The organism is Hyphococcus sp. D3-15 (genome assembly GCF_055809375.1).
Window position 1 is genome coordinate 2,173,753 of record NZ_CM147910.1, and the last position, 14,590, is coordinate 2,188,342.

Annotated in this window: 15 protein-coding genes; 10 read left to right on the forward strand and 5 right to left on the reverse strand. The window is 58.8% G+C overall.

What is annotated here, in order from left to right:
• Positions 1–6 precede the first annotated feature (6 nt).
• The 5 genes from AC0L8G_RS10775 (at position 7) to AC0L8G_RS10795 (ending at position 4,945) form a co-directional block, all read left to right on the forward strand.
• A complete protein-coding gene (locus tag AC0L8G_RS10775) occupies positions 7–1,398 on the forward strand; it encodes a potassium transporter TrkG (protein WP_473384199.1) in 1,392 nt (463 codons plus the stop codon).
• Positions 1,399–1,402: 4 nt separating this feature from the next.
• On the forward strand, positions 1,403–2,257 hold the full coding sequence (locus AC0L8G_RS10780) for a D-amino-acid transaminase (RefSeq protein WP_473384200.1): 855 nt from the start codon (positions 1,403–1,405) through the stop codon (positions 2,255–2,257).
• 147 nt (positions 2,258–2,404) lie between these two features.
• Entirely contained in the window at positions 2,405–2,644 is a 240-nt protein-coding gene (gene hfq, locus AC0L8G_RS10785; RefSeq protein ID WP_473384201.1) for an RNA chaperone Hfq, read from the forward strand.
• Positions 2,645–2,760: 116 nt separating this feature from the next.
• A complete protein-coding gene (gene hflX / locus AC0L8G_RS10790) occupies positions 2,761–4,023 on the forward strand; it encodes a GTPase HflX (protein ID WP_473384202.1) in 1,263 nt (420 codons plus the stop codon).
• A 100-nt stretch (positions 4,024–4,123) separates the two neighbouring features.
• The gene (locus AC0L8G_RS10795; RefSeq protein WP_473384203.1) at positions 4,124–4,945 is read left to right on the forward strand and encodes an inositol monophosphatase family protein; all 822 of its coding nucleotides are present in this window, start codon (positions 4,124–4,126) and stop codon (positions 4,943–4,945) included.
• 60 nt (positions 4,946–5,005) lie between these two features.
• Here the strand turns inward: AC0L8G_RS10795 and AC0L8G_RS10800 are convergent, their stop codons facing one another.
• The 5 genes from AC0L8G_RS10800 to cysD form a co-directional block, all read right to left on the reverse strand.
• Positions 5,006–5,767 carry a VPLPA-CTERM sorting domain-containing protein gene (locus AC0L8G_RS10800; RefSeq protein ID WP_473384204.1) on the reverse strand — a complete coding sequence of 254 codons (762 nt, stop codon included), beginning with the start codon at positions 5,765–5,767 and terminating at the stop codon, positions 5,006–5,008.
• Positions 5,768–5,997: 230 nt separating this feature from the next.
• The gene (locus AC0L8G_RS10805; protein WP_473384205.1) at positions 5,998–6,336 is read right to left on the reverse strand and encodes a P-II family nitrogen regulator; all 339 of its coding nucleotides are present in this window, start codon (positions 6,334–6,336) and stop codon (positions 5,998–6,000) included.
• A gap of 21 nt (positions 6,337–6,357) precedes the next feature.
• Complete coding sequence (locus AC0L8G_RS10810; RefSeq protein ID WP_473384206.1) at positions 6,358–7,662, reverse strand: ammonium transporter; 1,305 nt, start codon at positions 7,660–7,662, stop codon at positions 6,358–6,360.
• Between the two features lie 84 nt (positions 7,663–7,746).
• Positions 7,747–9,651, reverse strand: coding sequence for a sulfate adenylyltransferase subunit CysN (cysN, locus tag AC0L8G_RS10815; protein ID WP_473384207.1), 1,905 nt, complete (start codon positions 9,649–9,651; stop codon positions 7,747–7,749).
• Positions 9,651–10,499 carry a sulfate adenylyltransferase subunit CysD gene (cysD, locus tag AC0L8G_RS10820; RefSeq protein ID WP_473388853.1) on the reverse strand — a complete coding sequence of 283 codons (849 nt, stop codon included), beginning with the start codon at positions 10,497–10,499 and terminating at the stop codon, positions 9,651–9,653. The genes cysN and cysD overlap by 1 nt, the downstream gene beginning before the upstream one ends.
• 447 nt (positions 10,500–10,946) lie before the next feature.
• Here cysD and AC0L8G_RS10825 point away from each other — a divergent pair, with 447 nt between their 5' ends.
• The 5 genes from AC0L8G_RS10825 (at position 10,947) to AC0L8G_RS10845 (ending at position 14,510) form a co-directional block, all read left to right on the forward strand.
• Positions 10,947–11,537: a GbsR/MarR family transcriptional regulator gene (locus AC0L8G_RS10825; protein WP_473384208.1), complete on the forward strand. Its 591-nt coding sequence runs from the start codon at positions 10,947–10,949 to the stop codon at positions 11,535–11,537.
• Positions 11,538–11,566: 29 nt separating this feature from the next.
• Entirely contained in the window at positions 11,567–12,073 is a 507-nt protein-coding gene (locus AC0L8G_RS10830; RefSeq protein WP_473384209.1) for a DUF3429 domain-containing protein, read from the forward strand.
• Positions 12,070–12,576 carry a hypothetical protein gene (locus tag AC0L8G_RS10835; RefSeq protein WP_473384210.1) on the forward strand — a complete coding sequence of 169 codons (507 nt, stop codon included), beginning with the start codon at positions 12,070–12,072 and terminating at the stop codon, positions 12,574–12,576. The genes AC0L8G_RS10830 and AC0L8G_RS10835 overlap by 4 nt, the downstream gene beginning before the upstream one ends.
• Positions 12,577–12,656: 80 nt before the next feature.
• Complete coding sequence (locus AC0L8G_RS10840) at positions 12,657–13,706, forward strand: metallophosphoesterase (RefSeq protein ID WP_473384211.1); 1,050 nt, start codon at positions 12,657–12,659, stop codon at positions 13,704–13,706.
• Positions 13,707–13,751: 45 nt separating this feature from the next.
• Positions 13,752–14,510 (forward strand): sulfite exporter TauE/SafE family protein, encoded by a 759-nt coding sequence (locus AC0L8G_RS10845; protein ID WP_473384212.1) that lies wholly within the window; start codon positions 13,752–13,754, stop codon positions 14,508–14,510.
• Positions 14,511–14,590 lie beyond the last annotated feature (80 nt).

The window sequence follows — 14,590 nt, forward strand, 5'->3', positions numbered from 1 at the left end:
GGCCAAATGGCGTTAACGAGCATATTGCGCATGTCTGCGGTGCTGCTGGGGATTGTCGCTGCGGCGATGCTGGCGCCGCTGATCATGGCGATTTCCGGAGACGAGCATTTGGCGGCGGCCTATCTGTTCGCGATGGCGACGTCCGCTTTGGTCAGCGCCGGGGCCTATGCTGCGACTTTGGGGAAGCGGCAGCCTTCCGGCTTCCGCGGCGCCATGCTTGTCGTTCTGATCTGGTGGGTCGTCATTCCGGTCTTCGCCGCCTTGCCGATCATGGCGGAAGGATTGTCCTTTTCCGACGCCTATTTCGAAGCGGTCTCCGCATTGACCACTACGGGCGCCTGGCTGTCCCATGACAGCGCCATCGCCAGCCGCGCAGGCGCGTTGTGGCGGGCCGAACTGCAATGGCTCGGCGGGCTGGCGTCGTTGGCGATTGCCGCTGCAATCTTTATCCGCCCGGCATTTATCGGCATCGACACGCTGCTCCCGCCATTCTCGCGCGGCGAACGCGATTCCTATTTGCGCCCCTTGCGCAATGCGGTGGTTTCTTTTTCGGGGGTGTATCTGATTGTCACGCTCGCTGCGTTCTCGGCGATTGCCGCCGCCGGAGCCCCGACGCTTGATGCGGTGATCATGGCGATGACGACGGCGGCCTCTGGCGGCTTCATTCCTCACACCAATGGCCTCGCCGGATACTCCACGAGTGTCGAAACCGCGATTTTCTTTTTCACGCTTTTAGGCGGCGTCAATTTCATCCTGCTGGCTCGGGTGATGAAGGGCGAACGCGAAAAGCTGCGCGATATTGAGACCGGCGCCTATTTGATGATTGTGCTATGGGCGGCGATTTTGTTTTGGGTGACTGCCGGCGCCGGCGACTTGCTGCTCCTGGCGCCGCAATTGTTCAATGCGGCCTCGCTGGTCACCACCAATGGCTATCTGATCGGCGAGGCGCCGCCTTTGCTGGTTGCATTGGTGACGTCGATCATCGGCGCCGCCGCTGTCTCGACGGCTGGCGGGTTCAAGATTTTGCGCTGGCTGGTGATCATGCGCCGCGCGCGCGAGGAAGTCAGACGGCTGATCACGCCCAGCGCCGTGTTTGGCACGCGCCAGGTGGCGAATGAGCTTGGTGTGTGGATGCATTTTCTGGTGTTCACGCTGACTCTTGCCGGCCTGCTTCTGGCCTTGTCGATGGGCGGTCATTCCTTTGACCTCGCTGCGGCCGCCGCCACAGCGGCGCTCAGCAATACGGGGCCCTTGCTGGGGCTTGCGGCGCAACACGCGGATGGATACGCCGTCTTTGACGAGCCCTTGCGCTGGCTCCTGCTGGTGGGAATGATCCTCGGGCGGCTGGAGGCGGCGGTCGCGCTCGCTCTCGTCAATCGCGCTTTCTGGAGATGGTAGTCCCATGCCACGCATTGCATATGTAAACGGCCAGTATGTTCCGATCGATCAGGCGTACGTTCATATCGAAGATCGCGGCTATCAGTTTGCAGACGGAATTTATGAAGTCTGTGTTGTCGTCGACGGAAAATACTGGGACATGGAAGGGCACCTGGCGCGCCTTGATCGTTCCTTGAGCGAGCTTTCCATGGCGGCGCCGATGGGGCGCGATGCGCTGAAAGTCGTGATGAACGAAGTCGTGCGCCGCAACCGGCTCAAAAACGCGCTGGTCTATATGCAGGTGACGCGCGGCGTGGCCCCGCGCAATCATGCATTTCCTCCTGAAGGGACGCCGCCCTCATTGGTGCTAACGGCGCGCCGTCTCAGCCCGAACAAGGCGAACGCCAAGGCGGAGCGCGGCGTCGGCGTCATCACCCAGCCGGATATTCGCTGGGGACGCGTCGACATCAAGACGGTCGGCCTGTTGCCCAACGCGCTGGCGAAAGAAGCAGCGACAAAGGCCGGCGCATATGAAGCGCTGCTGGTGCGCGACGGATATGTCACCGAATGTTCCTCCTCCAACGCCTGGATGGTTGATGAGAGCGGGGCGATCATCACGCACCCAAAAGGCAACGAAATTCTCGGCGGCATCACCCGTCAAACCGCTATCGCCTGTGCGGAAGAGCTACAGATCAAGGTGATCGAGCGGCGCTTCACGCTGGAGGAGGCGATGGCCGCGCCGGAGATGTTCCTCACCTCTGCAACCTCCTTTGTGACGCCTATCACCTCAGTCGATGGACGTCAGATCGGCTCCGGCAAGCCGGGTCCGGTCGCCCTCCGGCTTCGGGAGGCCTATAAGGCCCGGGCCGCAAGCGGCTGAAAATTCGGCTCTTCACCCCTAAATCTTGAGTGAATCGCAGAACTTATCGCCCACCGGGCGCGTAAAGATGTTGCCAGCCCGTAATTTCCGAGCCAATATATTTGTTGCGCTGCAATATAAACAACCGACTCGGAGAAGCGGGATAAAATGACGGATAAAAAGCAAAACTTACAGGACACATTCCTGAACCACGTTCGTAAAGCGAAAATCCCGGTGACGATTTTCCTCGTAAACGGCGTGAAATTGCAGGGCATTGTCAGTTGGTTCGACAATTTCTGCGTGCTCTTGAAGCGTGATGGTCATGCCCAGCTAGTCTACAAGCATGCGATTTCCACCATCATGCCGCAGTCTCCGGTCATGCTCTGGGACGGCGAAGAGGGCGAATAAGCTCTTTGCGCGGCGTGCAGCAGGACCTGCGCGACTTTCGATGCTAGAAGAGTGAGCCATGGCGGCCCCGCAGTCATTCTGCGGGGGCGCCGATATTTGTAGATTCGTTTGTAGACATGTCAGAACCTGAAGCGTCTGAAAATCTGTGCGCCCTTGTGGTTCACCCTGCGATTCGCGGGGAGGAGAACCTGCGCGACCCGGAATCGCGTCTGGAAGAAGCTGTGGGTCTGGCCGCGGCGATCAATCTGGACGTCGTGGACGCAATGGTGGCGCCGGTTGTGAAAGCGCGACCCGCGACCTTGATGGGGTCGGGCAAGGTTGAAGAGATCAACGCCAAGCTCGCCAGCTATGATCCGCGTCCGGCGCTGGTGATTGTCGATGGCGCGCTGACGCCGGTGCAACACCGAAATCTTGAGAAAGAATGGAATGCGAAGGTGCTCGACCGCACGGCGCTCATTCTGGAAATTTTCGGCGCCCGGGCGCAAACGGCGGAAGGCCGGTTGCAGGTTGAACTGGCGCATCTCAATTATCAACGCTCGCGCCTGGTGCGGTCATGGACGCACTTGGAACGCCAGCGCGGCGGCGCCGGATTTCTCGGCGGCCCCGGCGAACGTCAGATCGAAAGCGACAGGCGCGCGCTTGATGACAAGATCGTGCGTCTGAAGAAAAAGCTTGATGAAGTGCGCCGCACGCGCACCTTGCAACGGGCTAAACGCAAGCGCGCCCCGCATCCGGTCGTGGCGCTGGTTGGCTACACCAATGCCGGCAAGTCGACCCTGTTCAATCGGCTCACCAAGTCGAGCGTCATGGCGGAAGACTTGCTGTTTGCGACGCTCGACCCGACCATGCGCGCTATTGATCTTCCCTCCGGCGTCAGAACGATCCTGTCCGACACGGTTGGATTTATTTCCGATTTGCCGACGCAGCTTGTCGCGGCGTTTCGCGCGACGCTGGAAGAGGTGCTGGAAGCGGACATTATCGTCCATGTGCGTGACATCGCCCATGCCGATAGCGATGCGCAGCGCGCAGACGTCATCAAGGTGCTGGGTGAACTGGGCGTCAAGGGTGATGATAATCGCCCGGTCATTGAGGCGTTGAACAAGATTGACTTGCTTGATTCCGATGACCGCCTCGACGCCGAAGCGATCGCGCGCTTGTCGCAAAATGGCGAGCCCGGAACGCTAGCCGCGCCGGTCCGGGCGGCGATTTCGGCGCAAACCGGCGAGGGTGTCGGTCGGTTGCTTGATCTTGTTGAAGAAGCGCTGACCGCTGGACATGAGACGCTAAGCCTGCGCCTGCCTGCGCCGGTGGGGCTGCGCGCGCCTGGCTGCATGCGCGCGCGGAAATCGTCGAGGAACTCGCCAGCGGCGATGACATGATTATTGTTGCGCGCATGTCGAAAAAGACCGAAGGACAATTCTTCAAGCTCTTTCCTGCGGCGGTCGCCGCCGCCGACGAGGATTTCTCTGTAAAACAAGCATGATTGTTGATCCGGAAAAAGTTGAAGCGCTGATCGCCGAGATCGCGGAGGAAGAGATTCTGCCGCGCTTCGGCGCGCTTGCAGAGCACGACATCAGCACCAAATCCGGACCGCAGGATTTTGTCACCGCCGCCGATCAAGCCGCAGAAACGCGTCTGGAAAAAGCCTTGTGCGGATTATATCCGGGCGCGGATTTTATCGGCGAGGAGAGCGCGGCTGCAAATGCGGAATTGCTTGGGCGGCTCGATCATGAGCGCGGCGCATTCTGGATCGTGGACCCGCTTGATGGGACGCGAAATTTTGTCGAAGGCCGGCGTGAATTTGCAACCATCGTCGCGCTGATCGAAAATGGCGAACTGCGTCAGGGCTGGATCTACGCGATTCCCGATCATGCGGGCGCCGTTGCATCCCATGGCGATGGGGTGACATGGCGGGGCGAGCAACTTGGCCCGCTCGCGCCGGCGGAAGCCGGCTTGACCGGCTATCGCGCCATGAACTCACTGACGCCCGACTGGAAAGAACAGATCACGCCAATTCTGCGCGAGCGGTTTGAAACCGGTCCGGCGCGATGCTCCGCCTATGCCTATATCAATCTGGTGCGGGGAGAGCGTGATTTCGCGCTTTATTCGCGCGTTTATCCCTGGGATCACGCCGCAGGCATTTTGATGCTGGGTGAAATCGGCGGTCGCGCCGCCTATCTCGATGACGAAAGTCCCTATGCGCCGATGCTTACTGTTGGCCGGCCCTTATTGGCGGCGGGCAACCAGGAAAACTGGGCGCATTTGCATGATGCTTTGGCGGGCGAACGCCGTCACACCTAAGGCCCAAAAGAAAAAACGCCGCCCAAAAGGGCGGCGCTTTTAGTTGAGTTGTTGTGGTCGTCAGGCTGCTTTGCGTTTTTTGCGGCTGAAGAATCCCAGCGCGCCTATGCCCGAAAGCAGAAGCGGCAGCGCAGCAGGGAGCGGCACTTCGCTCGCTGGCGGCAAGACCTCTTCGGTGATGCCGGCATATCGCACGCGTTCCTGTGAGAAGTTGTAGAAGCCGAAAGCCCCGTCTGCGAACGTGCCGAAAATGTTGAACTCCAAAACGCCGTCCACAAACACTTTTATATTTGTGGCCGTGAATTCGATTTCGAAGTTGTAGGTTGTGTTGTCAGACCAGCCGACATTGCCGAGAGTGTTCGCGCGGGCGAGCAGCTCTACATTGCCGTCATGATCCCACGGGTCTGTACCCGTGCAGGTGCCGCATGTCTGGATTGCGCCGGTCACCCGTGAAATCGACATACCGGCGTCCCAACCGGCCTGGTTAAGCTGTTTCCAGTCGATCAGAATGTAGTCCGTGTCCGTATTTCCGGCGATGTCGCCTTGCGTGTAGCCGAGGACGAAGCCGATAAAGTCGTCGTCAGCAGTTGTTTCAACAGTGATGGTGCCAGCGAGGGCTTTGCCCTGACTGTTTTCGCCATTGTGAAAGGTTGTTGGCGCGCTGTTCAGAGACTGGAAGACGCTGTTGTTATCGGGCGCAAGCGTCCAATTGCCATTGCCGTCTTTTGTCCAGCTTGAAAGATCCACAGGCACAGCCGCGGCATGCGCATGCGTAGCGAAAAGCGCCGACGCAATAGCGACGGCGACCAGTTTGAGTTTCATTTACTCCCCCTTACAAGAGTTTACACGCCAATGTTGACGCAGGAGAAGTTTACTCGGCTAAGACTGATGTGCAAGTGGCAAGTGCTTGTTATAGCAGGTAAACAAGGGAGTTTACCCAGTTTTGGGGGGAGCGCCCGCGGCGCTTCGCGCATTTTGCAAACTCAATTAAGGCGCGTTGGGTGGCGTGCCTTCATTGTCTTCTCGCGATGGTTGTCATCGTTGCGACGGGTCTACAGCGCGATGGCGCCGACTTCGCCGGTCCGGATGCGGATCGCGTTTTCAAGATCGAGCACAAAGATTTTGCCGTCGCCGATGCGTCCGGACTGCGCTGTTTCCTGAATCGCAACGACCGCCTTGTCGGCCAGCTCTGTCGGCACGGCGAGTTCAATTTTCATTTTCGGCATGAACTGTATGTCGTATTCGACGCCTCGATAGACTTCTTTATGTCCGCGTTGGCGGCCATAGCCGCGCACTTCCGTTACGGTCATGCCGCTGATCGACAATCCGTCAAGGGCGTCACGTACGCGGTCCAGTTGCTCGGGCTTTATGAGTGCAATGATGTATTTCATGAGGCTGTTCTCCCTGACCGCCTACAGACTGTAACTGCGTTCGCCATGAGACCGGATATCAAGTCCCTCGGTCTCGTGATCCTCGCTGACGCGAAGCGGCGTCACTAGTTTCACCGCTGCGAGAATGACAAAGCTCAGCAAAGCAGACCAAACGCAAACAGCCACGACGCCGATAAGTTGCGTTGAAAATTGTCCGAAGATGCTGGCGTCGCCGAGGCCGGGCGCGGCGGGTCCGAATGAAGCGAGGAAAGGCAGGATCAAGATGCCCAAAATGCCGCCAACGCCGTGCACCGCAAACACATCAAGAGAATCGTCCACATGCAATCGCGTCTTGAATGTCAAAACCGCATAGAAGCATACAAGTCCCGCCAGCGCGCCAATAACCAGCGCCCCAAGCGGACCGACGGAACCGGCGGCGGGGGTGATGGTCGCGAGTCCCGCAACCATGCCGGTGACCGCGCCGACAAGGCTGGCCTTGCCATATTTGATCCGTTCAATCGCCATCCAGGCGAGGGCCGCCGTGGCCGCTGAAAGATGCGTGACTAGCATGGCCATGCCCGCATTGGCGTCTGCGGCGAGGGCGGAGCCCGCGTTAAAGCCGAACCAGCCGACCCACAACATGGCGGCGCCAATCATGGTGAGACCGGGGGAGTGCGGCGGTTTGATCTCGCGCGGAAAACCTCTGCGGGAGCCAAGCATGGCGACAAAGACAAGCGCGGATATGCCGGCCGTCGCGTGCACGACAAGTCCGCCGGCAAAGTCGATGACGCCTTTTTCGGCCAGCCAGCCGCCGCCCCACACCCAATGACAGACGGGTGCATAGACGAGCAACAGCCAGAGGGCGGAAAACAGCAGGACCGCGCCGAAATTAACCCGTTCAGGATAGGCGCCGACGATGAGAGCGGGCGTGATGATGGCGAAAGTCATCTGGAACATCACAAAGACAGATTCCGGAATCGCTCCCGATGCGCCGTCCCGGCCGATATTGGCGAAGAATGATTTTGAAAATCCGCCCCAGAAGCCGTTAAGGGCGCCGCCATCGCCAAAGGCGAGGGAGTAGCCGACCGCGATCCACAAAACAGAGGCGAGGCACGCAATGGCGAAACATTGCATCAACACAGACAGGAGATTCCGCGACTGAACCAGTCCGCCATAAAACAGCGCAAGCCCGGGCAGGGTCATGAACAGCACGAGCGCCGTCGCGGACAGCATCCACGCCGTGTCGCCGCTATTGATCGCAGTGGATTGAGCCGCCGCTTCGGTGGCTGAAAAGGCTGTGAAAAACACAAGCGCTGCTACCCGCCGGTAGCGCGTGAATGAAATCATTGAATCCTGCCCCAATTACGCTATTTTCTGTCGTTAATTGGGGTGGATACTTCAATTTCCGCCAAAGCACAACGCTTTTGCGAACTAGCCCTCCAGAAAGCCCTTGGTCTGGAGATATTCGACGATCCGCGTGGCGGCCACTTCAGCCGAGATTTCCGCAGTATTCAGATCGAGTTCGGCGGCCTCCGGCGCTTCATATTCGCTATCGATGCCGGTGAAGTTTTTGATCTCACCGCGACGAGCGCGCGCGTAAAGGCCTTTCACATCCCGTTGCTCGCAGACCTCCAGCGGCGTCGAGATATAGACTTCGACGAATTCTCCGTCGTCGAGCACTTCGCGCGCCATGCGCCGTTCGCTCTGGAATGGAGAAATGAAGGAGACGAGGACGATCAGCCCGGCGTCGACCATCAGCTTCGCGGTCTCGCCGACCCGGCGGATGTTTTCAACCCGGTCAGCGTCGGTGAAGCCGAGATCCTTGTTGAGCCCGTGACGCACATTATCGCCGTCAAGCGTATAGGTGTGACGTCCCATATCATGCAGGCGCTTTTCGACCAGATTGGCGACGGTCGACTTGCCGGAGCCGGAAAGGCCGGTGAACCACAAGACGCAGGGCTTTTGATGCTTTGTATTCGCCCGCGCGCTTTTATTGACGTCGAGATCTTGCCAGTGGACGTTTTTCGCCCGGCGCAGCGAGAAGTCGATCATGCCCGCGCCGATCGTGGCGTTGGTCCGCCGGTCGATGAGAATGAAAGACCCGGTGCGGCGATTATCTTTATAGGGGTCGAATGCGATCGGTTGCGCCGCGTTGAAATTGCAGAATCCGACTTCGTTGAGGTCGAGCGTTTTGCCGGACATATGTTCCAGCGTGTTGACGTTGACCTTGTGTTTTAGCTCGGTGACGGTCACCGGGATCATCCGGTTGGCGGTTTTCAGCAAATATTGCCGCCCCGGATAGAGTTCCTCTTCCGCCATCCAGAGAAGATGCGCGGCGAATTGATCGGTTTGCTCGGCGGGCGCCTTGCCGGCGCAGATAATGTCGCCGCGAGAGATGTCGATTTCATCTTCAAGAGTCACCGTAACCGCCATATCGGGGCGCGCTTCAGCGAGCTCGCCATCCAAGGTGACGATGGATTTCACCTTAGAGCGCTTGGCGGAGGGCAAAACGACGATTTCATCGCCGGGCTTGACGGTTCCGCTGGCGACAGTGCCGGAAAATCCGCGGAAATCGAGATTGGGCCTGTTCACCCATTGCACTGGCAGGCGGAACGGCTTGTGCGTGAGCCCGCCGCCCACCTTTACGGTTTCGAGATAAGGCAGGAGCGCGCAACCCTGATACCAGGAGGTCTCTTTGCTCTTTTGCGTGATGTTGACGCCTTCAAGCGCGGACATCGGAATGCAGGTGATCGATTCAAAACCAAGGTCTTTTGAAAAAGCGCGATAGTCCGCCTCAATCTTGTCGAAGGTGGTCTCGGAATAATCGACAAGATCCATCTTGTTGATGGCGACCACGATATGGCGAATGCCGAGCAGGGAGGCGATATAGGAATGGCGGCGGGTTTGCGTCAGCATGCCCTTGCGCGCATCGACGAGGATGATCGCCAGATCCGCCGTCGAGGCGCCGGTCGCCATGTTGCGGGTGTATTGTTCGTGGCCGGGCGTGTCGGCGACGATGAATTTTCGTTTTTCCGTTGAGAAGAAACGATAGGCGACATCGATCGTAATGCCTTGCTCACGTTCAGCCGCGAGGCCGTCCACCAGCAGCGCGAAGTCGATTTTTTCGCCTTGCGTGCCGTGCTTTTTGGTGTCGCTCTCAAGCGCCGACACCTGATCGTCGTAAAGCATTTTAGAATCGTAAAGCAGGCGTCCGATCAAGGTGGACTTGCCGTCATCGACGCTGCCGCAGGTGATGAAGCGCAGCATCGACTTGCGTTCATGGGCGGCGAGATAGGCGATCACATCGTCGGAAGGAGCGAGGGTTGAAACGGACATTAGAAATACCCTTCCTGTTTTTTCTTCTCCATCGAGGCCGCCTGGTCATGGTCGATGACCCGCCCTTCGCGTTCGGAGTTACGGGCCGTCAGCATTTCCTGAATGATCTCCGGCAGCGTCGTCGCCGTCGATTTGACGGCGCCGGTCAGCGGATAGCACCCAAGTGTGCGGAAACGGACCATTTCGTTTTTCGGGGTCACGCCGTCCAGCGGCATGCGATCATCATCGACCATAATCAGCGCGCCGTCGCGTTCGACAACTGGGCGTTTGGCGGCGAAATAGAGCGGCACGATGGGGATATTTTCGCGATAGATATATTGCCAGATATCAAGCTCGGTCCAGTTTGAGATCGGAAATACGCGGATCGATTCACCCTTGTTGATGCGTGTGTTGTAAATGTTCCAAAGTTCCGGGCGCTGATTTTTCGGGTCCCAGCGATGTTCGTTTGAGCGGAAAGAGAAGATGCGCTCCTTGGCGCGGGACTTTTCTTCATCGCGGCGGGCGCCGCCAAAGGCTGCATCGAATTTGTATTTATTCAGCGCCTGTTTCAGCGCCTGCGTTTTCATAATGTCGGTGTGAAGCTGCGAGCCATGGGTGAAGGGCCCGACGCCCTGTTCGACGCCTTCCTGATTGATGTGTACGATCAGGTCTAGGCCGAGGCGCGCCACGGTGTCGTCGCGAAATTTGATCATCTCGCGGAACTTCCAGGTCGTGTCCACATGCATGACCGGGAAGGGCGGTTTGGACGGATAGAACGCTTTCATGGCGAGATGCAGCATCACTGCTGAGTCCTTGCCCACGGAATAGAGCATCACCGGGTTTTCCGCTTCGGCGGCGACCTCGCGCATGATGTGGATGGCTTCCGCTTCAAGCCGGTCAAGATGAGAGAGCCCTTCCGGCGTCAGGAGCGGTTCCGCATGATCGGTGCCTGCCGGCGCTTTCGGCGCAGCGCCGGTTTCAAGTTCGGCGAGGCGCGCGCGAGCTGTCTCCAGCGTCTTCAGCGTGCACTGACCGCCAGCCTCAAGCCTCGCAATCGCCTTGCCGTCATTAAACAGCTTGCGGCTGACCGTAGAGACCGAGAGCCCCGTCGATTCAGCGGCGGCTTTGGCGCGGGAAAGAAGACTGGTGATTTCCGACATTGGGATAGACCCCACGAATTTGCTGCATTCCGGCACGCTTTTCAGCATGTATGCGTGGGAAGTGCAAGCTTCCTGCCAAAAATGTGAAAATTCGTGGGATAAATCCTATGGAGTTTGGGGCTTGAATTGAAATCAGTAGTTTCTTATATTTCTGTTATGACAGAAATATCGGAAAATAGAGTAGAGCTTAGCCCCGCCATCAAGCGCTTCATTCTGCATTGGGGCGATCTCGGCGGCCAATGGGGCGTCAATCGCTCGGTGGCCCAGATCCATGCGCTGTTGCTGGTCAGTGACGCGCCGATGAATGCAGAGGACATCGCCGAGGCGTTGGGGCTGGCGCGGTCCAATGTCTCCAACTCCATCAAAGAATTATTGACCTGGAACTTGCTGAAGCGCGCGCCGGTCGAAGGTGATCGCCGTGATCACTTCGAAGCGGAGAGCGACATGTGGGAGATGGTCTCGCGCATCGTCGCCATGCGCAAAGCGCGCGAGCTTGATCCGGCCGCTGACATTCTCGGCGCCTGCTTGCGCGACGCGCGTGAAGATCCGAAGGCGACCAAAGCGGCGGTGGAGCGGCTGAGCGATCTGCAGGAGCTGATCGGGCTGCTCAATGGCTGGTATGAGCAAATGAACAAAGTTCCCAAATCGAGATTGCTGCCATTGATCCGTATGGGATCGAAAGCAGTCGACCTCATCGCGCCCTTGATGGGCAAAAAACCGGCGGCGAAGGCTGTGAAAGAGAAATAGCGCGCCGCGACAAAAGCAGGAGATACGTCATGGCCTATGATGCGTTTGTTGATACAAAAGCGATCAAGGAAGAAGATGTCTCCGTTTCGACCGAGCCAGACACCAGCGCCGCACAGATACTGGCTTATTTCGCTGCATCCCCGCTGATCGCCGCCGCGCTTGTCATTGTCGCGGGTGACCGTGAGTCCGCCGCCATTGCAGCTTATTTTATGGGCGTTTACGGCGCGGCGCTGATTGTGTTTTTCGGCGGCGTCCGCTGGGGCGTTGCGGTCATGAAGGAAGGCGGGCCGGGTCTGCGCGCGCTGTTGGGTGCAACGCTGCCCCTGGCGATGGCGCTTCCGCTGTTTGCGCCGATTGGCGGCGTATACTGGAAGTTCCCAGTCATCATGATCGTCGTAGCGCTTTTGCTGCTTGACGATCTGAAAGCGACGCATCGCGGCTCCGGCGCGCCACACTGGTATCTCGCCGTGCGATTGCCGCTGACCGTGCTTATCGAATTGGCGTTTGTCATTGCGATTGTAGGGGGCGTGAGATGACACAGAACGAAACTAATAAAGCCGACCCGCAGAATGCCGTTGGATCGTATAGCGAAAATCGGCGCGGCATGATCATTGGCCTTTATCTGCTTGTCGGCCCGCCTATCGGCGCCGCTATCATTGTGACGTTGCTTTGGGTCGCTATGTTCTTGTCATTCGTTGATGGCGGACAGATCAATATTGACGGCGCGGACCTGTTGAATGGGCTGGGCGTGCTCGCTGTCGTCAGCGTGCTGGCGGCGCCAGTCAGCTATTTTTTTGGCGGCATTCAGGCATTGGTGACCGGGATCATCATCGCGTGTTTTTCGGACCAGCATGGGAAATTCGGCTATGGCCTCGCCTTGCTGGCGCCTGTCGCCCCATGCGTCGCCGCGGCCATTGTGTTTGACGTTGAGCGTGGCGAGCCGAATTGGGGCGCCTTTTTCGGTGTGGTCGGCGTTCTGGCGAGCCTTGTCGTCCGCTTTTTGTTTCGCCAAAGGTTTTCAAAATCCGCAGGCGCCTAGCCGGATAGTTTGCCGCGCGCCAATTGTCACAACCGGTTGCACCATTTAAGGATCGCGAAAGCAGCAAAGCGGAGCAGGGCATGCACAAATTGCGCATTTTGGCGGCGGCCGGGCTATTCGCCCTTTCAGGGGCTTGCGCTTCCACCTCAACGCAAGTGACGGCGCCAACGTCAACACAGTTCTCCTTTGCGGTCATCGGCGATATTCCGTATAGTGATGATGATAAGGCGGTGCTTGAGCAGGCGATCCTGCCGGCGATCAAGCAGGGCGGCTATCCTTTCGTCATTCATCTGGGCGATTACAAAGGCGGCGGCGCGCCTTGCACCGCTGCAGATGATGATGCGCAGCTCGCTTTGATCGAAACACTGGCGCCGATACCCGTATTCTATACGCCCGGCGACAATGAATGGACCGATTGCGACCGCTTCAAGGACCCGGCGACGGGAAAGCCGCAATCTGAGTTACAGCGCCTCGCGCATCTGCGTTCATTGTTCTTCGTAGAGCCGCCAGCGGCGCTGGATGCGATGAAAGTAAAAAGCCAGGACTTGCAGAAGGAAAACCTCACCTGGACCTATGGCGGGGTGCGATTTGCGACGCTTCATGTGGCGGCGACGAGTAATGGCCGCAGTGAAATCGCGGGCGATGACCCCGCAGCGGCGGGCAGCGAGGCGGACCGGCGCGACATCGCCGATCTGGCGTGGCTGCTGGAAGTGGTGGCGCAGGCGAGACATGAGAACGCCGAAGCGCTGGTCATCGCCATGCAGGCGGATATGACCGATGTTGCACCGTCAGTGCTGGGCAAGCCCTGTATCGGCGCACATGCATCGGGACAGAAAACCTGCGACGCCTTTGTCGCCATGCGCGGCGCGATCCGCGATGCGGCGGCGGCGTTTGGTGGACCGACCCTGCTGATCCATGGCGACACCGCGCCCTTTACGCTGGGGCGGTCATTCGCCGGCGATGAGGCGCCCAATCTGTGGCGGCTGAACGCGGCAGGCGATCATGGCTTTACGCGCAGCGGCGTTGAATATGGCGTGCAGGATTCCACGCTGGTAACCTTCACGCCCGGCGCGGCTTCGCCATTCGCCGCGCAGGGAATGGTGACGCCAGCGACGCCAGAGGCGAAATGATGGCTGATACGGGCGCCCGGTCGCCGTCTCCGCGCTGCTAGCCCGATGGAAAGCTGGGAAATTGCATTGCTCTTCTCCGCCGGCGTCGCCTCCGGTTGGATAAATGTGCTCGCCGGCGGCGGCTCCATCCTCGCCGTGCCGGTCATGGTGTTTCTCGGGCTGCCCGGCCCGGTCGCCAATGGCACGAACCGCATCGGCATCATTGCGCAGAATGTGATGGCGGTATGGGGCTTCTTCCGCAAAGGGTTCTCTGATTTCAAACTGAGCGCCAGTCTGGCGGCATGCGCGGCCGTCGGCGCGTTTTTCGGTGCGAATGTCGGCGTCAAACTTGAGGGCGTCTGGTTTGAACGCACATTGGCCATTATTATGATTGGCGTGCTGATCATTTCCCTGACGGGCCTCGGCCAAAAGCCTGCAGAGTCCGGTGAGGGCGCGGAGCGGAAAAAGCCCCGGAATTTATTGCTCGGTCATTTGCTGTTTATCGGCGCCGGGTTCTGGGGCGGGTTCATTCAAATTGGCGTCGGCCTGATCCAGATCCCGATTCTCAATCGCGTCATGGGGCTCGATCTCGTCCGCACCAATATGCACAAGGTGTTTGTAGCGCTGGTGTTCTCCATCGTGGCGCTGTCGGTATTCGCGGCCCAATCGAAAATCGACTGGCGGCTTGGCCTTGCTTTGGGGGCTGGATATGCGCTGGGCGGCTGGCTTGGCGCCCGGTCGGCGATTACCCGCGGGGAGGCGCTGATCCGCAAAGTCTTTTATCTCGCTCTGGTGGCGATGGCCGTTAAGCTGTTGTTTTTCTGAGGAAAGTTTTCCAGAGGCGTTATGCCGCCTTTTTCCACAGCTTCCAGCCTTTGACAGCTTGTCGCAGGCGCGGCAGATAG

Excerpts from the sequence above, each read along its gene's own strand:
- AC0L8G_RS10845 (WP_473384212.1), top strand. The coding sequence starts at position 13,752 with ATGGAAAGCTGGGAAATTGCATTGCTCTTCTCCGCCGGCGTCGCCTCC.
- hfq (WP_473384201.1), top strand. The coding sequence starts at position 2,405 with ATGACGGATAAAAAGCAAAACTTACAGGACACATTCCTGAACCACGTT.
- cysN (WP_473384207.1), bottom strand. The coding sequence starts at position 9,651 with ATGTCCGTTTCAACCCTCGCTCCTTCCGACGATGTGATCGCCTATCTC.
- AC0L8G_RS10780 (WP_473384200.1), top strand. The coding sequence starts at position 1,403 with ATGCCACGCATTGCATATGTAAACGGCCAGTATGTTCCGATCGATCAG.
- AC0L8G_RS10775 (WP_473384199.1), top strand. The coding sequence starts at position 7 with ATGGCGTTAACGAGCATATTGCGCATGTCTGCGGTGCTGCTGGGGATT.
- AC0L8G_RS10825 (WP_473384208.1), top strand. The coding sequence starts at position 10,947 with ATGACAGAAATATCGGAAAATAGAGTAGAGCTTAGCCCCGCCATCAAG.
- cysD (WP_473388853.1), bottom strand. The coding sequence starts at position 10,499 with ATGCGCGAGGTCGCCGCCGAAGCGGAAAACCCGGTGATGCTCTATTCC.
- hflX (WP_473384202.1), top strand. The coding sequence starts at position 2,761 with ATGTCAGAACCTGAAGCGTCTGAAAATCTGTGCGCCCTTGTGGTTCAC.
- AC0L8G_RS10840 (WP_473384211.1), top strand. The coding sequence starts at position 12,657 with ATGCACAAATTGCGCATTTTGGCGGCGGCCGGGCTATTCGCCCTTTCA.
- AC0L8G_RS10810 (WP_473384206.1), bottom strand. The coding sequence starts at position 7,662 with ATGATTTCATTCACGCGCTACCGGCGGGTAGCAGCGCTTGTGTTTTTC.
- AC0L8G_RS10835 (WP_473384210.1), top strand. The coding sequence starts at position 12,070 with ATGACACAGAACGAAACTAATAAAGCCGACCCGCAGAATGCCGTTGGA.
- AC0L8G_RS10795 (WP_473384203.1), top strand. The coding sequence starts at position 4,124 with ATGATTGTTGATCCGGAAAAAGTTGAAGCGCTGATCGCCGAGATCGCG.
- AC0L8G_RS10805 (WP_473384205.1), bottom strand. The coding sequence starts at position 6,336 with ATGAAATACATCATTGCACTCATAAAGCCCGAGCAACTGGACCGCGTA.
- AC0L8G_RS10830 (WP_473384209.1), top strand. The coding sequence starts at position 11,567 with ATGGCCTATGATGCGTTTGTTGATACAAAAGCGATCAAGGAAGAAGAT.
- AC0L8G_RS10800 (WP_473384204.1), bottom strand. The coding sequence starts at position 5,767 with ATGAAACTCAAACTGGTCGCCGTCGCTATTGCGTCGGCGCTTTTCGCT.